Source organism: Frondihabitans sp. 4ASC-45 (assembly GCF_049472575.1).
In the GTDB taxonomy this organism is placed as follows: domain Bacteria; phylum Actinomycetota; class Actinomycetes; order Actinomycetales; family Microbacteriaceae; genus Frondihabitans.
The window spans coordinates 570,871-593,849 of record NZ_JBCEBN010000001.1; the positions used below are offsets into that span (position 1 = coordinate 570,871).

The window sequence follows — 22,979 nt, forward strand, 5'->3', positions numbered from 1 at the left end:
GGATCGTGATTTTCTCGACATTGCTGTAGTGAAGGGGGAACGATGACGGATCCGGAAGACAGAGACGACGACGCCAGGCTGCTCGTTCGGTTGGCACTGGGCGACAAAGCGGCGTTAGCGGTCGCCTTCGACAGATTTGCGCCGACGGTGACGAGGTACGCCTGGGCGATCGCTCCCAGCCGCATGGACGTGGAAGAGCTCGTGCAAGACACGCTCCTCACGCTCTGGCAGAAAGCGGACGCCATCGAGTTACCAACGGAGTCACTCCTGCCGTGGCTTCTCGTCGTCTGCCGTAACCATGCCCGAAACCTCCGACGCCGTCAGGCCCGGGCGGAGAGCGATTCCCTGCCGGACGATCTCGAAGCACCACCAGCGGCCGAGGAAGCTCGAGAACACCTCCGCTGGGTACGCGCCGAGATCGACGCCCTCCCGACGCTGGATCGCCGCATCTGCGAGCTGTGCCTCCTCGAGGGCCGCTCCTATTCCGAAGCTGCCACGATTCTCGGATTGAGCGTTGGCGCCGTCACCAAGCGCGTCTCCCGATCGCGGACTCGACTCAAGAAGGCTGTGATGCACGATGAACACTGAACCTCCTCTCGGCGACGACTTCCAGCGTCTGCTCGTCGGCATGAAGCGGAGCGTCCTCGACCGAGCCGACGACGTCCGCCCCCGTCCTGTTCGACACCGACACGTGTGGCCGGTCGTTGGCCTGGTCGCGCTTCTGGCCATTGGCAGCGTCAGCGGCGCCTACGCCGTCGGCCTCGTTCCCCATGATCTCTTCGAGGCGCCGACTGCGGCCCCGTCGCCGACAGTCTCCGAACCGTCGAGCCCATCGACGCCCGCAGCCGAGACCCCACCGGCAAGCTCCACCGCGACACAGTCAGCCACCCCGACGTCGACAGCCAAGCCGTTTTCGATCGACGATCCCGGCACCTGGACGACCTCCTTCTCCGAGGTCGGACCCATCGCCCTCGGAGCACCCTATGCCGGCGAAATCGACGATCTCACCTCCGCGTACACCCGCGACAACGAGTCCTGCCCCAACCCGAACGTGTCGTTCTGGCACCGCACGGGCTCAGTGGAGCTCGTCGTCGAAAACACGGACGGAGTCGTCTCCGGCGTCTCGATTGGGCTCGTGTCACCCACCGACCCGTCGTACCGCACCACCGCCCCGACGACCCCCGAAGGCGCCGGTATCGGCTCGACCCTGGCCCAGCTCAAAACCTTGTACCCGGACATCGAGAACACGGGAAACTACGGCGGCAGCGGCGCAGACGGCGGATTCGAATACTGGAGCATCCACTCCGCCGACGGCTACATCACCTTCGTACTCGGCGCCGACAACAGCCATGTCGGCCAAGTCTGGGTCGCGGCCACACCCCAACCGCCCTCCGAATTCTGCGGCTAGCAGCCGGTCAAGGATCAGACCAGCCGTCGTTCCGCAGACCGTGGAGAAAAGAGCCACAGCATCAGATCTGTACAACCTGATGGTGTCCCCAAACCAAGGCGTGCCGAAACGCATGGCTTTCAGGAGCGACGAGCGGGATGTGGCCCGACCAAGAACTTCTCCGTCCGATGCTGAACGAGTAGTTGGCGAGCGAACCGCCAGCTCGCGCGCGTACAACGGGAGTCATGAAGGCCATCGGAGTCACCGAGTTCGGAGGGCCTGACGCCCTCGCCATCCATGAGGTCGAGGAGCCGCACGCGGGTCCCGGCGAGGTTCGCATCAGGGTCAGCGCGTTCGCGGTCAGCCCAACAGATGCCGGCGTCCGCGCTGGCGGCCGTGACCTCAGCCAGGCGGGCGAGCCGCCATATGTGCCGGGCATGGACGCGGCCGGCATTGTCGACGAAGTCGGCGAAGGGGTGACCCAGTGGCAGACGGGCGACGAGGTCATGGCGATCGCCCTTCCCCTTCGCGGACACGGTGGCGCCTATGTGCAGGCGCTCGTGGCCCCGGTGGATTCCCTCGCCCAGATCCCCACTGGCACCTCGCTCGAGGAGGCCAGCACGATCCCGATGAACGGCCTCACAGCGGTGCAGATCTTGGAGAAGGCCGGCCTCTCGGCCGGGCAGACGCTCCTCGTGACAGGTGCCCCGGGACTGCTCGGAAACTACCTCGTGCAGCTCGCGGAACAGCAGGGAATCACCGTGATCGCCGACGCGGCAGACAAGGACAGGGCGCTCGTCGAGTCGCTCGGCGCCGACCACATCGTGCCGCGTGGGGACGAGTTCGTGGCTGCGGTGCAGGCGATCGCCCCGCACGGTGTCGACGCGATCGCAGACGCGGCGCTCCTCCATGAGGAGGCCGTCCCGCTGCTCCGTGCGGGTGGAGTGTTCCTCGCCGTGCGCGGCTGGCAGGGCGACGGGACCCCCGGAATCAGGTTCGAGCAGGCGATGGTATTCGACGAGTATCACTCCCAGGCCAAGCTCGACCGGCTGCGGCAGGCGGTGGAGGACGGCGTCCTCACACCCCGGGTCTCCGAGGTGCTTGCCGCGTCGGAGCCCGGGGCAGCCGCGGACGCGCACCGGCGGCTCGAAGCGGGCGGCACCCGTGGCAGGTTCGTTCTGACCTGGTAATTAAGTCCAAGCGCTCATGGACGTGGTGGTTGGCAGCCGCGAACGGCATCGCTCTCGATGACGGGAATGCCTGTCCCGTCTCTGGCTTGCAGCGTCGCTACCCCGAATCCGGCTTCAAAGTCGAGCGAGCGGGTCAGGCCTGCGAGCTGCGAGAGAGGCGACGACGACCCGCGCCGCAAAAGACCGCGCGACAGAGGCGTCGAAGACAGCAGCACCGGGCACGAGAGCGTTCGCCGTCGCGGCTCCGGCCGCCAGGGCTACGGCGGCCGGCAGGTCGGCACCCGTGTCGAGCGCCGCGAGTAGGCCGCCGAGGTAGGAGTCTCCGCTGCCGACGGGGTAGGCGCCGAAGGACCCCGCTGCGGGAGGCAGAGCGACGCGCCACAGGCCCGAAGCGTCGGCCGCGATTGAACCGTGCGCTCCGTCGGTGACGACCACGTCGGATCCTGCGGCTTCTCGCAGTGCCGACACTAGCGACGACAGCTCGACGTCGAGGGGCAGGTCGAGCGCCTCGGCTGCCTCGGCCCGGTTGACCTTCAGCAGCCCGACGCTGAACGTTCCCAGCACCGACCGAAGGGCCGGGCCGTGCGTGTCGAGGGCGAGGCGGGCTCCCTTCGCCGCGCAGAGCCGCGCGATGTCGCCGAGCACCGGTTCGGCACCTGCCGGCAGACCGCCAGAGAGCGACACCCAGGATCCGGCTCCCGCCACCCGCTCGAGCCCCTCCAGCACCTGTGAGAGCTCGTCGTCGCCGAGCGCGACGGGGCGCTCGTAGATCTCGGTGAGCGTGCCCCCGGCTGCGGAGGCGATCGACACGCACTGGCGGGTCTCGGTCGGCGACTCGACGACCTCCGCGGTGACGCCGTCGGCGTCGAGCAGCGCGGCAACGAGCCCGCCGAGGTGACCGCCGAGCACAGGGACGGCGGTCACCGCGGCCCCGAGGCGCACGGCGGCGCGGGCCGAGTTCAGCGCTTTGCCCCCGGCGACCCGGACGACCGACGTGGGCCGGTGCGGCTCGCCGAGCACCAGGTCGTCGACAACGTAGCTCACGTCGAGGGCGGGGCTGAGGGCGGCGACCGCGATCATGCGGTGGCCGCAGCAGTGGCGGACGCCGGGGCCGAGGTTGGGGCCGGGGTCGGTGTCGGCGCCGACAGGTCGAGGTGCGCCGCGATCTCGTCGCGGGTGGCGTGGGCACCGCTGCCGCCGGCAACCCGGGTCGAGAGCGACCCCGCGGCCGTCGCCCACCGCAGCCGGATCCGCTCGTCGGTCTCGCCGAAGTGGAGCGCGGCGAGGTAGCCCGCGTCAAAGCTGTCGCCGGCGCCGGTGGTGTCGACGACGTCGAGCACGAGCCCGGGCGCCGAGAGTGCGGGAGACCCCGAGCGGACCGACCAGCCTCCGTCTCGGCCGGCCTTGACGACGACGGCGAGCCCCGGCGACGCATCGACCAGGGCTGCGGCGGCCTGCTCGTCGGAGTCATGGCCTGGCGACACGGCCCGCAGCTCTTCGAGGTTGGGGAGGAACACGTCGACGTGCGGCAGGACCGCGTCGAGACCGAGCCACTCGCCCGCGGGATCCCAGTTGGTGTCGAGGCTGATCGTGAGGCCGCGTGATCGGAGCTCGGGCAGCAGGGTCGGCAACGAGGCGGCGAGGCCGGGCAGCAAGAAGAACGACGCGAAGTGCACGTGCGTGAAGGCGCCGGCATCGGCCGCCGCCAGCACGTCGGCAGCCGTGACCCGCACCATCGCCCCCTTCGCAGTCAGGATCGAGCGGTCTTCCGGTGCCGACAGGATCACGCTGAGCCCCGTCGTCTCGCCCGGGACGACGCGGACGAACGAGGTGTCGACGCCGTCGAGGGCGGCCAGCGTGAACCGGCCGAACTCGTCGTCGCCGACGCAGGCGACCAGTGCGACCGGCACGCCGAGTCGGGCGAGGCCGTGGGCGACGATGCCGGCCGACGACCCGAGCACGAGCGACGAGGCGTCGAGCAGCTGCTCCTCCTGGCCGAACCTCGGTACGACGTCGCCGGTCAGCACGAGGTCGACGTTGGCGTCTCCGACGACGAGGATCCCGGGGTCTGTCATGGGGGTCATCCTTTCAACCCGGCGAACGTCATGGTCGCCACGAACTGCTTCTGTGCCGCGAGGAAGAACAGGATGAGCGGCAGCGTCGCAATCACGTTGCCGGCCATGAGCAGCGACCACTCGGTGCGCCTGGTGCCCTGGAAATTGGTCAACCCGAGCTGCAGGGTGAAGGCGTGGTCGTTGTTGATCGCGATGAGCGGCCAGACCAGGTCGTTCCACGAGCCGAGCATGGTGAAGATCGCCAGCGTCGCAAGGGCGGGCTTCGCGAGCGGCAGCACGATGCGGAAGAACACCTGCAGGCGCGTGCAGCCGTCGATGAGACCGGCCTCCTCCAGCTCGGCGGGCAGCGAGAGGAAGAACTGCCGCATCAGGAAGATGCCGAACGCCGATGCGAGCCACGGCACGATGGCCGCGCTGAGGTGATCGACGAGGCCGAGACGGGCGAACATGATGTAGGTCGGGATCATCAGCAGCTGGGTCGGCACCATGATCGTGGCGAGGATCGCCAGAAAGCCGAACGAGCGACCCGGAAACTTCAATCGGGCGAAGCCGTAGCCGGCGAGCGAGCAGAGCACGAGGTGCGACGCGATGGCCGACGCCGAGACGATCGCGGTGTTCAGCAACCAGTGCAGGATGTCGGACTGCTCGAACACCTTCTGATAGCCGTCGAGCGTGAAGTGCGACGGGATGAAGGCGGGCGGGAACTTGTTGATCTCGGAGGCCGGCTCGACGCTCGTCAGGAACATCTCGACGAACGGCAGGAGGAAGAGGAACGCCACGGGCACGAGCAGGAAGTGCCAGCCGCTGAACGGTAGCTTGCGCCGGCGGGCCCGCGCCGAGGGGGCGGGCGGACGGACGACACCGCCCGCGTTCGCCAGCGGCGTCGACGGGAGAATGGGGGCTTCGACACTCATCAGAAGGCCTCTCGTCCGGACTTGCGCGAGTAGACGGCGACCGCGATCGTCACGAGGAGCGTGACGAAGAAGAGGCCGTAGGCGACGGCGGAGCCGTAGCCGAACTGCAGGTTCTGGAAGGCGACCTTCCACAGGTAGTACACGATCGTCTGGGTCGCCTCGAGCGGGCCGCCGCGGGTGGTCGTGTAGACGAGGTCGAACAGCTGGATCGCCTGCAGGGTCTGGTAGATGCCCACGAACACGGTGACCGGAGCGAGCTGCGGCCAGACCACGCGCCAGAAGATCTGCCACGAGTTCGCCCCGTCGATGCGGGCCGCCTCGACGACGTCGCCGGGAACATCCTGGAGGGCAGCCAGATAGATGACCGTCGTGAAGGCGGCCTGACCCCAGAGCGACATGATCGTGATGACGACCATCGCCTCGTGCCGGTCTTCCAGCCACCCCTGCTCGGGCAGGCCGACGACGCGGAGCACGTTGTTGATGAGACCGAACTGGGGGCTGAACAGGTAGGTCGTCAGGATGCCCGTGGCCGCTGCCGACGCCACGAAGGGCACGAAGATGGCCGTGCGGTACAGGCCGATGAATCGGATCCTGCGGTTGAGGGCCACCGCGAGGAACAACCCGAGCAGCACCGACGCCGGCACGAAGAGAACGGTGTAGATCGCCGTGTGCGCCACCGCTCCCTGCAGCTCGGGGTCGGCGATCATGTCACGGTAGTTGCCGGTACCGACCGAGATCGGGTCACTGAAGCCGTCCCACTTCTGGAACGAGAGCAGGAAGGCCCACACCCCGGGGAACACCGTCAAGCCGAGCACGATCACGAGGGCGGGGGCGACGAAGCCCCAGCCTTCGAGCGCTTCGCGCCACGACCGGTGCCGACGTGACGCACGGCGAGCGGTCGACGGCCGGGGTGGGGCACCCTCGGGCGGCCGCAGAGCGAATGTCGTCATGGTCGCGCCTAGTTCTCGGCGAGCGCTTTGTCGGCGGCTGTCGCGGCGGTCTTCAGGGCGTCACCCGGATTTCCCTGCCCCTGCAGCACCTGCGAGACGGCGTCGCCGACCGCACTGGAGAGCCCGACGTAGCCGGGCACGGTCGGCCGGGCCTTCTTGGCATTCGCCGCATTGGCCTGCATCACGTCGAGGCCGGGGAGCGCCTTCACCTGGGCGAGGAACGCGGCGCTGGTCGCCTCGCTCGAGCGCAGCGGCAGGTTGCCGACGGCGACGTTGAACTTCTCGTCCTGCTCTTTCGACGTGAGCCACTCGGTGAACTGCGTCGACCAGTAGGCGCGGTTGGCGTCTTTGTGGTCGAAGAGGGTCCAGAGGTCGGGGCCCGACACCGTCTGGTGGTCGCCGTTCGTTCCCGGGAGCTGCACGACGCCGTACGACGTGCCGGCGGTCTTGAGTGCCGAGAGCTCCCACGGGCCGGAGGTGATCATGCCGACGTGGTCGCTCTCGAAGAGCTGGGCGAACTTGGTGTCGGTCTGATCGAGGTAGACGCTCTTGTCGGTCACGGCGAGGTCGCGCAGGTAGGTCACCGCGTCGACCCCTGCTGTGGAGTCGAAGGCCGACTTGGTGCCGTCGGACGAGAGGATGTCGCCGCCGTTCTGCCACAGGTGCGGCCACAGCTGCCAGGTGGTCTCTTCGCTGCCCGACACCGAGTAGCCGTAGCCGTAGGTGTTCGTGCTCGAGTCGGTGAGCTTCTTCGCGGCGGTGCGGAAGTCGCTCCACGTCCAGTCTTTGGTCGGGTAGTCGACCCCGGCCTTGTCGAAGACGGTCTTGTTGTACAGCAGCGAGATGTTGTCGACGACCGCCGGGAACCCGATGGTCTTCTTACCCGTCGGCTGCGCAGTCGCGCGGGCGGCCGAGGTGAACTCGTCCCACTTGACGTCGGGCTTCGCCACCTCGTCGGTGATGTCGAGCGTGCGGTTCGACCGTTCCAGCTGGCTGGCCCAGGATCCGAAGGTGTACGACACGTCGGGATACGTGCCTCCCGCAAAGCTCGCCGACAGCTTCTGCAGCAGCTGATCGGTCGACGATGCCCCGGGCGACAGGTCGATCGAGACGTTCGGGTGCTCCTTCTCGTACTCCGAGACGAGGCCCTCGAGGATCTTCTCGGCGGCGTCGTTCTGCCCCGACCAGATGGTCAGCTTGACGTCCGCCTTCGTTTCGAGGGTCGAGGATCCGCCGCCCGACCCGGCACACCCGGTGAGGAGAGCGGCAGTGGCGACGGTGGCGAGGCCGAGGGCCAGGCCGCGGCGGATGGACGAGGGGCGTGGTGCGGAGGAACGGGACATTGGGAACTCCACTGGTCGAAGGGTGGTGATGCGGGAAGGGAGAACGGAGGGTCAGCCGAGAACGACGGAGCGCGTCAGACCCCGCGGGGCGTCGGGGTTGAGACCCTGGCTCTCGGCGAGCGCGACCGCGATCCGGTGCGCCTCGGTGAGCTGCACGAGAGGGTCGAGCCCGTTCGTGTGGACGGTTGCGCCCGTCGACTCGATGTCGGCGACGAGCGTTGGGTCGACGTCCCCGAAGACGAAGACGAGCGAGCGCTCCTTCGCAACGGCGATGGGGCCGTGCCGATAGTCGAGCAGCGGGTACGACTCCGACCACGCCTGGGCCGCCTCGCGGATCTTCAGCGCGGCCTCCTGGGCCAGGCCGTAGGTCCAGCCGCTGCCGAGGTAGACGTAGTGGTCGAAGGCCGTGACATCGACGTCGAGGGCAGCGGCGAGACTCGTCCGCGCCTCCTCGACGAGGTGGGAGGTGTCGTACCCGTAGAAGGCTCGGGCGGCGGCGAGCAGGGTGGTCGGGAACCGCGTCTGCACCACCGACTCCTCGTCGGCGTAGTCGAGCACGAGCGTGGCGTCGACCAATTCGTCGACCGGCATCCCGCCGACCGCGACAATCGCGGTGAGCGCCGGGGCTGCGTCGGAGTCGCTGTCACTGGCGGCCCGGGCCGCCACCAGTGCTTCCAATATCTCGGTCGTCGTCCCGGAGCGGGTGATGGCGACGATCCGGTCGTAGCGCCGCCCCGGCTTCCACTCCGAGCCGTAGGCCGCATCGGTCTCGCCGAGACCGGCGCGCTCGCGAAGGGAGGCCAGCGACTCGGCGACGAACGCGGAGGTTCCGCATCCGACGAAGAGCACGCGCTCACCCGGCAGGCCGAGGTACGGCCCGAAGGCGGGCGACTCGACCAGCGATCTCGCCCAGGTGTCCGGCTGGCTCTGGATCTCGGCGGTCGTCTTGCTCGACGGGGTGGTCGCGCTCGACGGCGTGGTCGCGCTCGACGGGGAACTGGTGCTCGACGGGGTGGTCGTGCTCATCGGGATGCCTTTCGAGACAGGAGCGCCGGCGAGATGACCTCGCAGAAACGCTGGACGAGGTCGGCGACGGCGTCACGGGCCGGGGCGACATACTTGCGGGGATCGGTGGCGCGGTCGTCGGCATCGAGAAAGCTGCGGACGCTGCCGGTGTAGGCGATGTTGAGGGCGGTGCCGACGTTGATCTTGCGGATCCCCGCGGCCACGGCCTCGCGGATCACGTCATCCGGCACGCCCGACGACCCGTGCAGCACGAGCGGCACCGGAACGGCGGCTGCGAGCGCCGCGATCAGCTCAAGGTCGAGGGAGGCGTCGCGGGTGGCCATGGCGTGTGACGATCCGACGGCGACGGCGAGACCGTCGACCCCGGTCGCGGCGACGAACGAGGCGGCCTCCGCAGGATCCGTGCGGACGCCGGGTGCGTGCGCGCCGTCCTTGCCGCCGATCGCCCCGAGCTCGGCTTCGACCCAGAGGCCGGCCGCGTGGGCACGACCCACGGCGTCTGCCGTGGTGCGCACGTTATCGGCGTAGTCGAGTGTCGATGCGTCGACCATGATCGACCCGATGCCGAACGCGCTTCCGAGGGCGATCCCCTCGTCGATCAGCGCGGCGTCTTCGATGTGGTCGAGGTGGATGCCGATGTCGACCGGGGCGGCCTCGGCGAGCTCCCGACAGGCGGCGATGAGCGGGCGCATCCCGCCGCCGTGGAAGCGGATGGCGTTCTCGCTGATCTGCAGGAGCACCGGGATACCCGCGCGGGACGCCCCGAGCACGATTCCCTCGGCATGCTCCAGCCCGATCACGTTGAAGCTCGGCACGGCCGTGCGACGCTCCACTGCTGCCGCGACGAGGTCGCCGACCGGTGCCCCGGTCACAGGGCGCTCGCCGGGATGAGCTCGCGGAGCGGCTCGGGCAGGAGATCGCCGTGGGCGGTGACGAGGTCGTTGCACAGCTCCCAGATCTGCTCAGGTGTGAGAGTCGAGGACGCGTTCGGGTCGACGAGCACGGCCTGGCGGAGGAGCTTCGGGTCGCCGGTGCGAGCGGCCTCGATGGTCAGCTCGTTAACCGAGAGGTACGAGCGGTTGATCGCCGCGGCCTGCACGGGCAGCGAGCCCATCGGCTGCGGGCGGATCCCGTCGGCGCCGACGAGCGTCGGCACCTCGACTACGGCACCCTGCGGCAGGTTGTCGATCAGGCCCCGGTTCACGACGTTCGCGTGGATCTCGCGCTCGGTGCCCGTGACGAGCGAGTGGATGACCTGGGGCGCGTACTCGGCGGCCCCCTCCTCGAGCTCGAGCGGGGAGCCGCTTTCGAGCGACGCCTCGGCCGCGTGGAACTCGGCGACGTTCTCCTCCGAGATGCCGATGTATTCGAGCGGTTGCAGCCGGAACTTGTCGATCTGCTCGGGCGAGCGAAGGAACCAGGGCAGGTACTCCGACGAGTGCTCGCTCGTCTCGGTCGGGTAGTAGCCCACACGGCGGAAGATCTCGACGCGGACGCGTCGTTCCAGTTCAGGATCCGCGCGAATCCGATCCCGCAGCACCGGGTAGAGGTCGCGGCCCTCGTGGCTCCACTCCAGCATCCAGGCCTGGTGGTTGACGCCGGCGGCGCGGAACCGGGTCTCGGAGACGGGCACGCCGACGAGCTCGGCCAGGTCGTGCGCCGTCCAGTAGACGCTGTGGCAGAGGCCGAGGGCGGTCAGCTCGGGGGCGACGACGCTGGTCCACCAGATGTTCATCGCCATCGGGTTCGTGTAGTTCAAGAACACGGCGTTCGGGGCGACCTCGCGGATGTCGGCCGTGAGCGCAGTGAGGAACGGGAAGGTGCGCAGCGCACGGAAGACGCCGCCGACGCCCGTCGTGTCGCCGATCGTCTGGTGCAGGCCGTACCGCTCGGGAATCTCGAGGTCTTTGCGGGTGGCGTCGATGCCGCCGATCTGCACCATGTCGATCACGAAGTCGGTGCCCTCGAGCGCGCGGCGGCGGTCGAGGGTCGCCGTGATGGTGATCGGCCGACCGAAGCGCTCGCTCACCTGCCGCGCCGTGCCCTCGGCGACGGCGAGACGCGATTCGTCGATGTCGTGCAGGCGGAGGTCGAGGGGTCCGAGGTCGTCGAACCCGAGAAGGTCGGCCAGGAGCTGACGCGTGAAAACAACGCTGCCTGCTCCGATGAAGGTCACTCGTGTCATGTGGACGATCATTCTGGTGGCTGCGCGTTTCGTGCAATGATATGCGTGAAACGATCACTATTGCTGAGCGAATAGGAAACAGGATGGCAACAATCGACCTCGACGTCTCGCCGCGAGCGGCCTCGTCGAAGCGATCCGACCGCATGGTCGCGATCATCTCCTCGCTCGGCGAGCGCGGGTCGGCGTCGTTCGCCGATCTCGCGACGGAGCTCGGCGTCTCGGCGGCGACCATCCGCCGCGACCTCGCCGACCTCGAAGACCAGGGCCTCCTCGCCCGCACCCACGGTGGCGCCCGAGCCTTCACCTCGGCGGCCGAGGTGCCGGTCGGTCTCCGCGACTCGCAGTTCCGGCTGGCAAAGCAGCTCATCGCCCGACGAGCCGCGACCCTGCTGCCCGACGGCCCCTACGCGATCGCGATCGGCGGCGGGACGACCGCTGCCGGAGTCGCCCGGGCCCTGATGTTCCGCACCGACCTCACCATCGTCACCAACTCGCTCACCACAGCCACCGAGATCGCGTCCCGCCCCAACATCAAGGTCATCATGACCGGCGGAGTGATCCGCTCCCAGTCGTTCGAACTCGTCGGCGCCCTCGCCGAGAATGCCTTCAACGCGATCAATGTCGGCACCGCGATCCTGGGGATGGACGGCATCGGCTCGGTCGGCGGCGCAACCACCCACGACGAGACGGAAGCCCGCACCAACACGGCGATGGTGCGCCACGCCCAGCGAGTGATCGTCGTCGCCGACTCGTCGAAGGTCGGCCGCGTCACGCTCGCCAAGGTCGCCGACCTCACCGAGATCCACGACCTCGTCACCGACTCCGGTGCCGACCCCGACGAGCTGGCGCGCATCCGCGACCGCGGCGTCCGCGTGCACGTCGTGGAGGTGGCGGAATGACCGCCGACGCGACACTCCGACTGCGCCTCGTCGAGAACGAACTCCGGTTCGACGACGAGACCGCGATTGCCGCGACCGCTATCGACGGCGGGTGGATTCTGCCGGCCGGGCCCGTCTCGGTCACGCACGATCTCGGATCCTGCGCTTTCTACCGGCACGGCTGGAACTCGTGGTCACCGACGGGCTGGGCGCCGCTCACCGACAGCCCGATGCGCATCTACGGCGACGCACCCCGTCTGCTGACGGCCGACGACGCCGCCACCGACCGGCCCGACCGACACGAGGGCTCGGGCCTCGGCGCACTCGAACTGCCCGACGGCCGGGTGCTGCTGCTGGGCGCGCTCGGGCTCGGTACGCCGCGCGTCGGCGCCTCGCCCGACGAGCTGTGGGCGACTCTCGAGAGCCAAGGATCCGACTGGTTCCTCGGTCTCGGAGACGAGGCTGTCGTGTTCGCCCGCTACGCCGAATTGCTGCGCGAGCGGCTCGGCACCCCGCCCGCTGAGCGCGTCGACACCCTCTGGTGCAGCTGGTACTCGTTCTTCGAAGACATCGACGAGACGCTCGTGAATAAGACGATCGACGACCTCGGCGACCTGCCCTTCGACGTCGTGCAGCTCGACGACGGCTGGGAGCGAATCGTCGGTGACTGGACGGCCAACGAGCGCTTCCCCTCCGGCATGGCGGCCATCGCGGAGCGGATCGCCGCGCGCGGCTCTCGGCCGGGTCTCTGGCTGGCGCCCTTCATCTGCCTTCCCGATTCGGCGATCGTGCGCGACCACCCCGACTGGCTCGTGCACGCCGCGTCGGGCGAGCCGCTCGTCGCCGGCTACAACTGGGATTCGCACTACTACGCCCTCGACACCACGCACCCGGCCGCCGCCGACCACCTCGATCGCGTCTTCGCCGAACTCGTCGGGTTCGGTTTCCGCTACCTCAAGCTCGACTTCCTCTACGCGGGTGCTCTGCCGGGGGTCCGCCATCTCGACCTCCCGCGCGAGCAGGTCTACCGCGATGCGCTCCTCAGGATCCGACGGGTCGTCGGCGACGACGTCTACCTTCTCGGCTGCGGGGCTCCACTCCTGCCATCGGTCGGCGTTCTCGACGGGGTCCGCGTGGGCCCCGACACCGCCTCCGACTGGGTGCGACCGGGCACCGTCGAAGATCCCAGTCACGAGGGCGGGTTGAACGGCCTCACGGCGTCGGTCGAGCGGCTCTGGATGAGCGACCTCTTTCAGGTCGACCCCGACGTGGCGTTCTTCCGGTCGGCGCACACGACGTTGACACCCGAGCAGCGCGAGGCCCTGCAGCTGATCGCCCGGGTCTCCGGGTTCCGGTCGACGTCGGATCCCATCGACTGGATGTCGGCAGACGAGGCCGATTCGCTCCGGGTGTTTCTCGAGCGCTCCGAAGAGGTCCGACGCACCGGGCGCTACCGGTACGAGGTGGGCGACGAAGTCGTCGACTTCACGCCGTTCGTCCGAGAGGTCCGCACCGGGCGGGAGCACCTGCGCGAAACGAACCTCGTCGCGCCCGGGGCGAGCGAGTAGCATCGCCCTCACGCTGATCTGCCCGGACCCCGCAGACCAGAGCCTCTCCGCTTGTCGGAGGCCGGCTGCACATCGGAGCACGATCTCGGAGGTCCCATGAATCGCATCACCCTCACAATCGATGGCAAGCGCTACCGGCTGTCGAACGAGACCGACCTCGACCTTCTGCAGAAATCGGTTCTGCGTGCGGTCCGACGAGGTGAGTTCTTGACGTTCACTCCCCTCGGTTTTCAGCGCGTCTCCGTTCTCGTCTCGCTCACCTCGTCGATCACCGTCGACACCGTCGAAGAGGTTCAGCCCGGAGTCAGCTCGCTGACCCGCGTCGACGCTCTCGACAGCGACTACGACTACTCGCCCACGCAGCTGGAGCGCCAGCGCTACGGCAGCTGACCGCGCCACGAATCCGAGGCGGCCCCGCCCACCCGGCCCTTACGGATGGTTACCGAGATAACCATCCGTAAGGGCAGGTCGAGCCGATGCTTAGCGCCGACCGGAGGGGGTTTTCGGATCCTTCGCCGTGCGACCTGCCTCGAGGCGCTCGGCCTCCAGCCGCTCCGCCTCTTCTCCACTGATCGCCTCGCCGCGCGCGACCATTCCCGAGACCTCCGAGAGCGGGATCTCTTTCAAGAAGAGAGACAGCACGAACGCGACCGCGATCAGCGGGATCAGGTACCAGAACACGGGAGCCAGCGAGTCGGCGTAGGCCGCCACGACGAGGTCGTGCAGAGCCGTCGGCAGCTTGTTGAGGGCCGCAGGATCCAGAGTGGACGTCGCCGAGGACGCATCCGACGAAGAGGCTCCCGCACCCGTGAACACGTCGGTGAGCTTCTCGGTGAGACGGCTGGTGAAGATGGCGCCGAACACCGCGACGCCCAGAGCCGAACCGACCTCGCGGAAGTAGTTGTTCGTGCTCGTCGCCGTTCCGACGTCTTTCGCGGGCACGGCGTTCTGCACGACCAAGACCACGACCTGCATGATCGAGCCGAGCCCGGCACCGAAGATGAACAGGAACACGCAGATCAGCCAGATCGGGGTGTCGGCGGTGAGCGTCGTCATCAAGAACATCGCGATGCCGACGAGCACGGTGCCGACGATCGGGAAGGCCTTGTAGCGGTTGGTCTTCGAGATGACCTGACCGGAGACGATCGACATGCCGATCAGGCCGACCATCATCGGAAGGAGCAGCAGTCCGGAGGCGGCCGCCGACGCACCCGACGCCATCTGCAGGAACGTGGGGATGAAGGCGAGCGCCGCGAACATCGCGATACCCAAGACGAAGCCGATCGCCGTCGCGATCACGAAGACGCGGTTCTTGAAGAAGGCCAGCGGGATGATCGGATCGTCTGCGCGGTTCTCGACCAGGATGAACAGGGTCACCGCGACCAGCAGGGCGGCGCCGAACAGCCAGGTCTCGGGGGCGCCCCAGCCGTGCAGCGAATTGCCGCCGAACTCGGTGAAGAAGATGAGCGACGCGGTCGCGGCCGACAGCAGGATGATGCCCGGCACGTCGATCTTCTTCGTGGCCGTCTTGCTGGGCAGGGTCAGGGTGAACCAGGCGATCGCGAACGCCGCGATGCCGACCGGGATGTTGATGTAGAAAGCCCAGTTCCAGGTCAGGTGATCGACGAAGAAGCCGCCGAGGAGAGGGCCGCCGACAGCCGCGAGACCGAAGATGCCGCCCAGCGGGCCGAGGTACTTGCCGCGCTCTGAGGCCGGGACGATATCGGCGATGATCGCCTGCGAGAGGATCATCAGACCGCCACCGCCGAGGCCCTGGAGGGCGCGGAAGACGACGAACATCCAGAAGTCCGACGCGAAAGCACAGCCAATCGAGGCGAGAGTGAACAGCGCGATCGCCGTCAGGAAGAGGTTGCGTCGCCCGAGCACGTCACCGAACTTGCCGTAGATCGGCATGACGATGGTCGTCGCGAGCAAGTACGCCGTCGTGATCCAGGCCTGGTGCTCGACGCCGCCGAGCTGCCCCACGATCGTCGGCATGGCCGTCGACACGATCGTCTGATCGAGGCTCGACAGGAGCATGCCGGCGATCAGCGCGGCGAAGATGATCCAGATACGGCGCTGCGTCAACAGCAGCGGGCCGTCGCCGCTCTTCGGAGGGGCGGTCTTCTCGGTGGTCATGGGCTGGGCACCAGTCTTTTCGTGGGGAGGGGGGCGAAGAGCTCGCGGGCCGCTTGGACCCGCTCGCGGAGGATGTCGGCGAAGGGAACGACGTCGGCCCCGTGAAGATAGGTGTCGATGCTCAGGCGGACGAGCGCCTCGAACGTGACGATGGCGACCCGGATCGGCAGGAGATCGGCGTCGCCCTGGCTCTCGGCCAGACGGGCGATGAACCGCTCCTGCTCGCTGCGGCCGGAATCGATCATGGCCGCGATCAGCTTCGGCTCGCGCTGCATCGATCCAACGAAGTCGGCGAGGTCGGATGCCGTCGGGCCCATGGCCTCGAAGTGCCCGATGGCCACCTCGACGAGGTCGTCGACGAGCGGGCGGCGCGCCTCGGGGTGCACCGCGCGAGCCGCGAGGAAGTCGTCGACGAGGGCGCTGTCGAGCCCGTTCTCGACGCCGAGCACCGCCGACTCCTTCGTCGGGAAGTAGTTGAAGAAGGTGCGACGCGAGACGCCCACCTGGTCGCAGAGCTCTTGGATCGTGAAGCCGGTGAGCCCCTCGCGGGCCGTCAGGTGCCGGGCGCGCGCGACGAGGGCCGCGCGAGTGCGCAGCTGCCGCTTGCCGGTTCCGTCGAGTGCCACCCGTAGAGGATTGCACTCTTACGCTGAGAGTGCATGGTACTGGGGTACCGGTCTCGCCCCGCCGCCGCCGAATTTGAAGGAAAAAAGCACCCCCGCCGACGGCTTTATGCCGATCGGCGGGGGTGCTGCCCGCGTTTCTCCTTCAAATTCGGAGGCGGGCCGGGTCAGACAGGTCAGACGATGGCAGCGCGCAGCTCAGCGGCAGCAGCACCAACGTCGGGCGCACCGTAGATCGCGCCACCGGCGACGGCGACCTCGGCGCCCGACTCCTGCACGGCCTTGATCGTCGAGGCGTTGATGCCACCGGCGACGGAGAACGCCACACCGGACGCCTTGCCGTCGTCGAGCAGCGTCGAGAAGGTGAAGCCCTCTTCGGCCTGCTCGTCGAGACCGGCGTGCATCTCGACGAACTGCACGCCGAGCTCAGTGACCTCCTTGGCGCGGGCGGCCTTGTCTTTCACACCGATGAGGTCGGCGACGATGCCCTTGCCGTGCTTCTTCGCAGCGGCGACGGCACCAGCGATGGTGCTGTCGCCGGCGACGCCGAGCACGGTCACGAGGTCAGCACCGGCCTTGAACGCGACGTCGGCCTCGAGCTCGCCGGCGTCCATCGTCTTGAGGTCGGCGAAGACGATCTTGTCGGGGTGAGCCTCTTTGATGGCGGTGATCGCCGAGACTCCGGCGCTCTTGATGAGCGGGGTGCCGAGCTCGAGGATGTCGACGTGCGGCGCGGCCGCGGCGGCCAGCTCGAGGGCGGCTTCGGTGGTGAGGGTGTCCATGGCGAACTGGAGCTTCATGGTGGTGCCTTTCGTTGTGTGAGCGGAGGTCATTCGAGATTGGCGTGACGCGGCCAGATGTCGTCGGCGGTGAGGCCGGACCGCTTCCAGAGCGCGTCGAAGAGGGCGTCGCCGAGCAGCACGACGGTCTGCTCGAACAGCGAACCGGCGTACTGCGCCGAGGCGGTGCCGGAGCGGTCGAGCTTCGCCGCGGCCGGCACGACGAGCACCTCTGCCGACAGTTGCCCGAGCGGCGAGTCGGTGGCGGTCGTAATGGCGACCACCAAGGATCCTGCGCTCTTTGCAGTCTCGGCGGCGCGCACGATGCTGGCCGTCGTACCGGAGCCGCTCGCGGTCAGCAGCACGTCGCCCGGGCCCGCCGCGGGTGTGGTGGTCTCGCCGACGACGTGCACCGTGAGGCCGAGGTGCATGAGCCTCATCGCGGTCATCTGCAGGGCGAGGCCCGAGCGACCGGCGCCGTAGACGAAGACCCGGTCAGCCTTCGACAGGGCGTCGGCGAACGAGTCGAGGTCGTGCTGGGCGATCGTGTCGACCGTGGCCCGCAGCTCGGACTCGATGGAGCGGAGAGATGTCGCGACAGACGTCGGCGTTTCGGTCATACCCCATGGTGCGCCGAAGGATCCGGGGGCGGCGCCACCCGACCGACCGGTTCTGCCTACCCGAACGGGTAGGGCCCGGCGGCAGGGTCAGTTGATGCAGGTGCCGGCGTACGCGGTCGACTGCTTGGTGACCGTGGGCTTCGGCGTCGCCGGTGCCGCCGGTGCCGCCGGCGCAGTGGAGGTCGATGGTTTCGGCGTCGCGGTTGCCGCCGGGTCGCGCACGGTGCGTCCGTCGGAGCCGAGCACCAGGCGGACCCCGACGATCCCCGGGGTCAGCACGGCCTCGGCCCCGGGCACCTTCGCGACCAGTGCCTTCGCGGCGCGCTCCGCCCCTTTCGCATACTGGACCGTCGTCTGCTGGGTGAGCGCGCCCGACTCCGGCGCGCCGACCGTGAACCCGAGCGCGGTCAGGCGGGTCGATGCGGTGACCGCCGCGCCCTCGACGCCGCTCGCGTTGACGACGAGTGCGCTGACGGCCGCGGGTTTCGCCGCTGTCGCCTTCGTGTAGGCCTCCGGCTGCCCGACGACGTTGGTGATGAAGCCGGGCATTCCGGCGGTGTCGACCTCGACGATCGAGAGTGGCGTGCCGTTGACGTCGATGGTGGGCGTGCCGAGCACGGGGATGGTCGCCGAGCGGATGTTCGCCGGGCGCAGGTCGCGCACACTCGTCGCGAACGACACGAGGTCGAACCCCTCATCGGTCTCGATCGACTTGCTGACGGCGTCGATGATGCGGCCCGATTTGACCGGGTTGAGCAGGGTGCCTGCGGACAGGATCCGCTTGGCCTCGACCGACAGGAAGTACTGCTGGCGCACCTCGCGGTCGAAGTCACCGCGCGGAAGACCATGCCGCTGGCGGACGAACGCCACGGCTTCTTTGGGGCTCAGGGTGGATTTGCCGGCCGGCAGGTCGATCTTCGAGAAGTCGTCCTGGACGGCGTTGTTGAGGCACACCTCGACCGGGCCGAGAGCTTTCACGACCTCGTAGAAACCGAGCAGCGAGACGCGCATGTAGTGGTCGATCGTGAGGCCGGTGAGATTCTGCACGGTCGAGATGAGCAGTTTGGCGCCGCCGGACGGCCCGCCCGTGGCGCTGCCCGCCGAGAACGCCGAGTTCAGCTTGTTCTTGCCGTGCCCGGGAATGTCGACGTACGAGTCGCGCGGCAACGAGATCATCGTCGCGCTCTTCCGGTCGCCGCTGACGTGCAGCACGATCATGGTGTCGGTGTTGCTGCTGCCGCCGTCGCTCGTCGTGCCGAGTTCGGCCAGCTGCTCCGCCGTCGCGCCGGCCGGACGGTGGTCGTCGCCGACCAGCAGGATGTTCTCGTCCTGCCCGTCGACGTCGCTCCCCCCGCTCTTGCCCGGGGCCGGGAGGGCGTCGATCTTGGTCACACCCGATTGGAACCGCTCGTAGCTGTAGGCGACATAGCCGCCGCCGAGCACGAGAACACCGACGAGGCCGAGGGCGATCCAGCGCAGCGGATGACGCCGATCGCGCCGCGCGTGGCGCGCGGGCGGGCGCCGGTACTTCGGCTCGGGCGGCGTCGGATTCTCGTCGGTCACCCCCACAGGCTAACCGGAGCCTTACTGGAACGAGGCCGCGACCCCGTTGCGGTGGTAGTCGAAGATGATGCTCGTGCGGGTCGAGGCGACGCTCGGCTGGGCCGAGAGGTGTTCGACCACGAACTCGCGCACGGCCGACGAGTCGGCCACGGCGATGTGCACCAGGAAGTCGTCGGCGCCGCCGAGAAAGAACACCTGCAGCACCTGAGGCAGGTCGCGCACCTCCTCCGAGAAGCGCACGATGCTCTCCTGGCGCGAGCCGGGCCGGAGGGTCACGCCGACGATCGCCTGGAGCCCCAGCCCGAGGGCCTTCTGATCGACGCTCGTGAGGAACCCGGTCACGACACCGCGATCCTGCAGTGACCGCAGACGCACGTGCGCGGTCGAGGGCGCGATACCCGCCCCTTCGGCGAGCGCCGCGTTCGAGATGCGCCCGTCGCTCGTCAGCAGCGCGATGAGCCGCCTGTCGATGTCGTCGAGTGGCGCAGGGCCCGAAAGATCGTTCGGCGAATCGCTCACTTCGTCTCCTCCACCGGGCTCAGACACTGGCTACTCCACAATCTACCGAATGTTCTTCGTCTGAAACACGTGTGAAACGAACCCTGTCCATCCTGGTTGGTGCGGCGCAGGAGCCGCCCCTTCGATCGGAGAACGACATGCGCGTAGGCATCCCCACCGAGATCAAGAACAACGAGAACCGCGTCGCCATCAGCGCCGCCGGGGTCGACACGCTGGTGCGTCACGGCCACGAGGTGGTCGTGCAGCAGGGCGCAGGATCCGGCTCGCGTATCTCCGACTCCGACTACTCCAAAGCCGGCGCCACGATCCTCCCCACCGCCGACGCCGTGTGGGCGAGCGCCGATCTCCTCCTCAAGGTGAAGGAGCCCATCGCCGCCGAGTACGGCTACCTTCGCCCCGACCAGACGGTGTTCACCTACCTCCACCTCGCCGCCGACCGAGCCCTCACCGAGGCCCTCATCAACTCCGGCACGACCGCGATCGCCTACGAGACGGTGCAGCTGCCCGACCGTTCACTGCCGCTGCTGTCGCCTATGAGCGAGGTCGCCGGGCGGTTGTCGATCACAGTCGGCGCGTACCAGCTGATGCGGTCGAACGGCGGGCGCGGATCCTTGTTGGGTGGTGTGCCCGGCACCCCGAAGGCCAAGGTCGTCGTGATCGGCGGCGGCGTCGCCGGCGAGCACGCGGCGGCGAACGCACTCGGGCTCGGTGCCGACGTGACGGTGATCGACGTGTCGCTCCCCCGCCTCCGCGCCCTCGAAGTGCAGTTCGGCGGGCGCATCCAGACCCGGCACTCCACACCGTTCGCGATCGCCGAGCAGCTCCGCGACGCCGACCTCGTGATCGGGTCGGTGCTGATCCCGGGGGCCGCGGCCCCAAAGCTCGTCACCGACGAGATGGTCGCCACGATGAAGCCGGGCGCTGTACTCGTCGACATCGCGATCGACCAGGGCGGCTGCTTCGAGGGATCGCACCCGACGACCCACGACGACCCGATCTTCGCCGTGCACGACGCGGTGTACTACTGCGTCGCCAACATGCCGGGCGCCGTGCCCGAGACGTCGACCCGGGCGCTGACGAACGCAACCCTGCCCTACGTGGTGGCGCTGGCCGACCGCGGTTGGAAGGCCGCGACCGAGGCCGACGAGGCGCTGGCGAAGGGGCTCAACGTCACGGCCGGCCGGGTGACCAACGCCGGGGTCGCCGCGGCGCTCGGCCTGGAGTTCGCCTCCGCGTGACGGCGCAGGCCCACCGACCCTGCGTCAGGTGTTGCAGCGCACGGGCGACAGCAGCAGCCCGGTGAGCTTGACCGACGTGGTGCTGGTCGACGTCGACGACCAGGCGGTGTTCGCGGTGATGTTCGCGCGGACCGTCAGCGTGTAGCTGGGGAACAGGCTGAGGATCGCGTTGGTCGTCACTACCGCCGAGGTCGCGGAGCCCGTCGTCGTCGAGGCCACGACCTGATTGCCATTCAGCACGTCGAAGCTGTCGGGAACAACGGTGCCGCTGTAGGTCCAGCCGATCGTGACGGTACGCCCGTCGGTGTTGTCGGCACAGGTGAGGCCTGTCGCCAGAGGCACTGTGCCCGCGGTGAATCGCGAGGTCGGGTTGACGGTCGTGCCAGTGAATCCCGCCGCCATCGCTGCCGGGGTCGGGCCGAACGAGACGAGGGAGCCCGCGACGAAGAGTGTCGCCGCGGCGGCGGCTCCCGCGCGGAAGGGCCAGGCGGGGCGCGCCCGCGGGGGTGTGTCGGGCGGGCCTGCCGCCGGATCCTGCGCCCGTGTGCGAAGACGTCTGTCGAGACCGGTCAGGCCGATCAGGAGGGTGAGCCCCGCCGAGACGAGCGCGACGAAAAGCCACTGCCCCTCGCGAATCCAGAGGATCGGGAGTCCGACCCAGGGCACCCGGAGCATGCCGACGCCCCACACGGCCGACGGGTGGACCGGAGTCGAATCGGGCTGCGCATTCGCGTCGCCCGCCGTGCGGAGCATGCCGCCGTCGCCCCACTCGACGAACCGGTGCAGACGCAGTTTGCCCGGGTGGTCGGGATCGTCGAAGAGGATCACCTTGCCCACCTGCATCGCCTCGGCGGCGACGGGAACGGACACCACCACATCGCCGGTGCGGATCCGCGGCATCATCGAGGCGGTCATCTCGGTCGTGGGATGCCAGCCGATCACAGCGGGAGCCGCTGCGTAGAACGCCAAACCGAGAACGGTCGCGAGCACGCCGCGGGCGATCGACGCAACGATCACCCGGGCCCAGTCACGGGTGTTCTGCGCGCGGCTGTTCTGCGCGCCGCCTGTCCGGACCAACGCGTGCCGGCCGTGCGGATCGACGATCTCGCGGAGGAGTTCGGCCGACACCGCCGACTGCCGGCCGAGCGCGGGCACGCTCGGCCGGATCCTCGATCGGCTCATGAGTGGGGCTCCCGACCAGGTCGGATCAGCTGTTCTGGGCCTCCCAGGTCAGGCCGAGCTGAGCGGTGCCGCCCATGACCGTACTGGGTGCCGCGGCGTTGACGGTGTAGGTGAACTGGAAGACCTTGGTCTCAGACGCGGTGCCGGTCGGCGCCCAGCTGCCGACGCCGGTCGCGAAGTTCGTGCTCGTCGAACCGAAGTTGAGGAGGGTGCCGGTGTAGACCGAGCTTCCCGTTGCCTGCGCCGTGAAACCGGTGCACGAGCCGAAGCCACCGCCGGTGCCCTGCGTCACGGTCAGGTTGATGTAGGTCGAGAGGGCGTTGGTGGTCGACGGCGAGGTGCCATACAGGGCCACGGTCGAGGGCAGGGTGCCGGTCGACGTCACCGCGATGCACTTCGTGCCGGTCGAACCGGGCTTGAGCGCCGTGGCGTTGAAGAGCGCCGTGTTCGAGTCGTCGTCGGTGAGCGCCACCGATCCGGCGCTCCAGTTGCTGGCGGGGTTCACGGTGGTGGCCGAGAACGCCGAGTACGAGGCCGTCCCGACGACGAGGCCGGAGCCGACGAGAGCCGCGGGGATGGTGATCCAGGCGGCGATCTTGGCGCGAAACGGGGTGACGAAAGGCATGGCTGAACTCCCAGGTGGGGCTGATCCGGAACACGTCGGCTGACGCGACTCTTCAGGTGCTGCGACGGGCGGAACGGCCGTTGGTGAGACGCCGAGAGACTCCATCGTCGGGGTTCGCGGTGGTGAAGTGCGAAGCCCCTATGTGCTCCTATGAAGGTACGTCGCTGAGCGCATC

The 22,979-nt window shown here is 68.6% G+C and carries 23 protein-coding genes; 7 read left to right on the forward strand and 16 right to left on the reverse strand.

Going from position 1 to position 22,979, the window contains the following annotated elements; all coding sequences use genetic code 11:
- The first annotated feature begins 42 nt into the window (after positions 1 to 42).
- The 3 genes from VH571_RS02625 (at position 43) to VH571_RS02635 (ending at position 2,577) form a co-directional block, all read left to right on the forward strand.
- Positions 43 to 588: an RNA polymerase sigma factor gene (locus tag VH571_RS02625; protein WP_423263170.1), complete on the forward strand. Its 546-nt coding sequence runs from the start codon at positions 43 to 45 to the stop codon at positions 586 to 588.
- Entirely contained in the window at positions 578 to 1,408 is an 831-nt protein-coding gene (locus VH571_RS02630; protein ID WP_423263171.1) for a hypothetical protein, read from the forward strand. The genes VH571_RS02625 and VH571_RS02630 overlap by 11 nt, the downstream gene beginning before the upstream one ends.
- 224 nt (positions 1,409 to 1,632) lie before the next feature.
- Positions 1,633 to 2,577, forward strand: a complete 945-nt coding sequence (locus VH571_RS02635) for an NADP-dependent oxidoreductase (protein ID WP_423263172.1) — start codon at positions 1,633 to 1,635, stop codon at positions 2,575 to 2,577.
- 114 nt (positions 2,578 to 2,691) lie between these two features.
- Here the strand turns inward: VH571_RS02635 and VH571_RS02640 are convergent, their stop codons facing one another.
- From VH571_RS02640 to melA, 8 genes are read right to left on the reverse strand one after another with little or no spacing between them, the layout of a single operon-like run.
- Complete coding sequence (locus VH571_RS02640; RefSeq protein WP_423263174.1) at positions 2,692 to 3,657, reverse strand: 1-phosphofructokinase family hexose kinase; 966 nt, start codon at positions 3,655 to 3,657, stop codon at positions 2,692 to 2,694.
- Positions 3,654 to 4,652, reverse strand: coding sequence for a carbohydrate kinase family protein (locus VH571_RS02645; RefSeq protein ID WP_423263176.1), 999 nt, complete (start codon positions 4,650 to 4,652; stop codon positions 3,654 to 3,656). The genes VH571_RS02640 and VH571_RS02645 overlap by 4 nt, the downstream gene beginning before the upstream one ends.
- A 5-nt stretch (positions 4,653 to 4,657) precedes the next feature.
- Positions 4,658 to 5,566, reverse strand: coding sequence for a carbohydrate ABC transporter permease (locus VH571_RS02650; RefSeq protein ID WP_423263178.1), 909 nt, complete (start codon positions 5,564 to 5,566; stop codon positions 4,658 to 4,660).
- Positions 5,566 to 6,516, reverse strand: a complete 951-nt coding sequence (locus tag VH571_RS02655; protein WP_423263179.1) for a carbohydrate ABC transporter permease — start codon at positions 6,514 to 6,516, stop codon at positions 5,566 to 5,568. The genes VH571_RS02650 and VH571_RS02655 overlap by 1 nt, the downstream gene beginning before the upstream one ends.
- An 8-nt stretch (positions 6,517 to 6,524) precedes the next feature.
- Entirely contained in the window at positions 6,525 to 7,859 is a 1,335-nt protein-coding gene (locus tag VH571_RS02660) for an ABC transporter substrate-binding protein (RefSeq protein WP_423263180.1), read from the reverse strand.
- 51 nt (positions 7,860 to 7,910) lie between these two features.
- Entirely contained in the window at positions 7,911 to 8,885 is a 975-nt protein-coding gene (locus VH571_RS02665) for an SIS domain-containing protein (RefSeq protein WP_423263182.1), read from the reverse strand.
- On the reverse strand, positions 8,882 to 9,757 hold the full coding sequence (locus VH571_RS02670; protein ID WP_423263184.1) for a class II fructose-bisphosphate aldolase: 876 nt from the start codon (positions 9,755 to 9,757) through the stop codon (positions 8,882 to 8,884). The genes VH571_RS02665 and VH571_RS02670 overlap by 4 nt, the downstream gene beginning before the upstream one ends.
- Complete coding sequence (gene melA, locus VH571_RS02675) at positions 9,754 to 11,070, reverse strand: alpha-galactosidase (RefSeq protein ID WP_423263185.1); 1,317 nt, start codon at positions 11,068 to 11,070, stop codon at positions 9,754 to 9,756. The genes VH571_RS02670 and melA overlap by 4 nt, the downstream gene beginning before the upstream one ends.
- Positions 11,071 to 11,153: 83 nt before the next feature.
- On the opposite strand from melA, the gene VH571_RS02680 reads away from it, so the two are divergent.
- The 3 genes from VH571_RS02680 (at position 11,154) to VH571_RS02690 (ending at position 13,906) form a co-directional block, all read left to right on the forward strand.
- Positions 11,154 to 11,969 (forward strand): DeoR/GlpR family DNA-binding transcription regulator, encoded by an 816-nt coding sequence (locus VH571_RS02680; protein WP_194602219.1) that lies wholly within the window; start codon positions 11,154 to 11,156, stop codon positions 11,967 to 11,969.
- Positions 11,966 to 13,516 carry a glycoside hydrolase family 36 protein gene (locus VH571_RS02685; protein WP_423263186.1) on the forward strand — a complete coding sequence of 517 codons (1,551 nt, stop codon included), beginning with the start codon at positions 11,966 to 11,968 and terminating at the stop codon, positions 13,514 to 13,516. Before VH571_RS02680 ends, VH571_RS02685 begins: the two co-directional genes overlap by 4 nt.
- A 96-nt stretch (positions 13,517 to 13,612) precedes the next feature.
- Positions 13,613 to 13,906 (forward strand): hypothetical protein, encoded by a 294-nt coding sequence (locus VH571_RS02690; protein ID WP_423263187.1) that lies wholly within the window; start codon positions 13,613 to 13,615, stop codon positions 13,904 to 13,906.
- A gap of 90 nt (positions 13,907 to 13,996) precedes the next feature.
- On the opposite strand, the gene VH571_RS02695 is transcribed toward VH571_RS02690, so the two are convergent.
- The 6 genes from VH571_RS02695 to VH571_RS02720 form a co-directional block, all read right to left on the reverse strand.
- Positions 13,997 to 15,655, reverse strand: a complete 1,659-nt coding sequence (locus tag VH571_RS02695) for an MDR family MFS transporter (protein ID WP_423263188.1) — start codon at positions 15,653 to 15,655, stop codon at positions 13,997 to 13,999.
- Positions 15,652 to 16,281 (reverse strand): TetR/AcrR family transcriptional regulator, encoded by a 630-nt coding sequence (locus VH571_RS02700; RefSeq protein ID WP_423263189.1) that lies wholly within the window; start codon positions 16,279 to 16,281, stop codon positions 15,652 to 15,654. The genes VH571_RS02695 and VH571_RS02700 overlap by 4 nt, the downstream gene beginning before the upstream one ends.
- Before the next feature lie 173 nt (positions 16,282 to 16,454).
- Positions 16,455 to 17,078 (reverse strand): 3-hexulose-6-phosphate synthase, encoded by a 624-nt coding sequence (gene hxlA / locus VH571_RS02705; protein WP_055960627.1) that lies wholly within the window; start codon positions 17,076 to 17,078, stop codon positions 16,455 to 16,457.
- A 29-nt stretch (positions 17,079 to 17,107) separates the two neighbouring features.
- Positions 17,108 to 17,677, reverse strand: coding sequence for a 6-phospho-3-hexuloisomerase (hxlB, locus tag VH571_RS02710; protein WP_423263191.1), 570 nt, complete (start codon positions 17,675 to 17,677; stop codon positions 17,108 to 17,110).
- A gap of 87 nt (positions 17,678 to 17,764) precedes the next feature.
- Entirely contained in the window at positions 17,765 to 19,240 is a 1,476-nt protein-coding gene (locus VH571_RS02715) for an LCP family protein (RefSeq protein WP_423263192.1), read from the reverse strand.
- A 21-nt stretch (positions 19,241 to 19,261) separates the two neighbouring features.
- Positions 19,262 to 19,759, reverse strand: coding sequence for an Lrp/AsnC family transcriptional regulator (locus VH571_RS02720; protein ID WP_055960634.1), 498 nt, complete (start codon positions 19,757 to 19,759; stop codon positions 19,262 to 19,264).
- Positions 19,760 to 19,896: 137 nt separating this feature from the next.
- Here VH571_RS02720 and ald point away from each other — a divergent pair, with 137 nt between their 5' ends.
- On the forward strand, positions 19,897 to 20,997 hold the full coding sequence (gene ald / locus VH571_RS02725; RefSeq protein ID WP_423263194.1) for an alanine dehydrogenase: 1,101 nt from the start codon (positions 19,897 to 19,899) through the stop codon (positions 20,995 to 20,997).
- Positions 20,998 to 21,021: 24 nt separating this feature from the next.
- On the opposite strand, the gene VH571_RS02730 is transcribed toward ald, so the two are convergent.
- Both VH571_RS02730 and VH571_RS02735 read right to left on the reverse strand, forming a co-directional pair.
- Positions 21,022 to 22,179, reverse strand: coding sequence for a S24/S26 family peptidase (locus VH571_RS02730; RefSeq protein ID WP_423263195.1), 1,158 nt, complete (start codon positions 22,177 to 22,179; stop codon positions 21,022 to 21,024).
- 25 nt (positions 22,180 to 22,204) lie between these two features.
- The gene (locus VH571_RS02735; protein ID WP_123941095.1) at positions 22,205 to 22,804 is read right to left on the reverse strand and encodes a hypothetical protein; all 600 of its coding nucleotides are present in this window, start codon (positions 22,802 to 22,804) and stop codon (positions 22,205 to 22,207) included.
- Positions 22,805 to 22,979 lie beyond the last annotated feature (175 nt).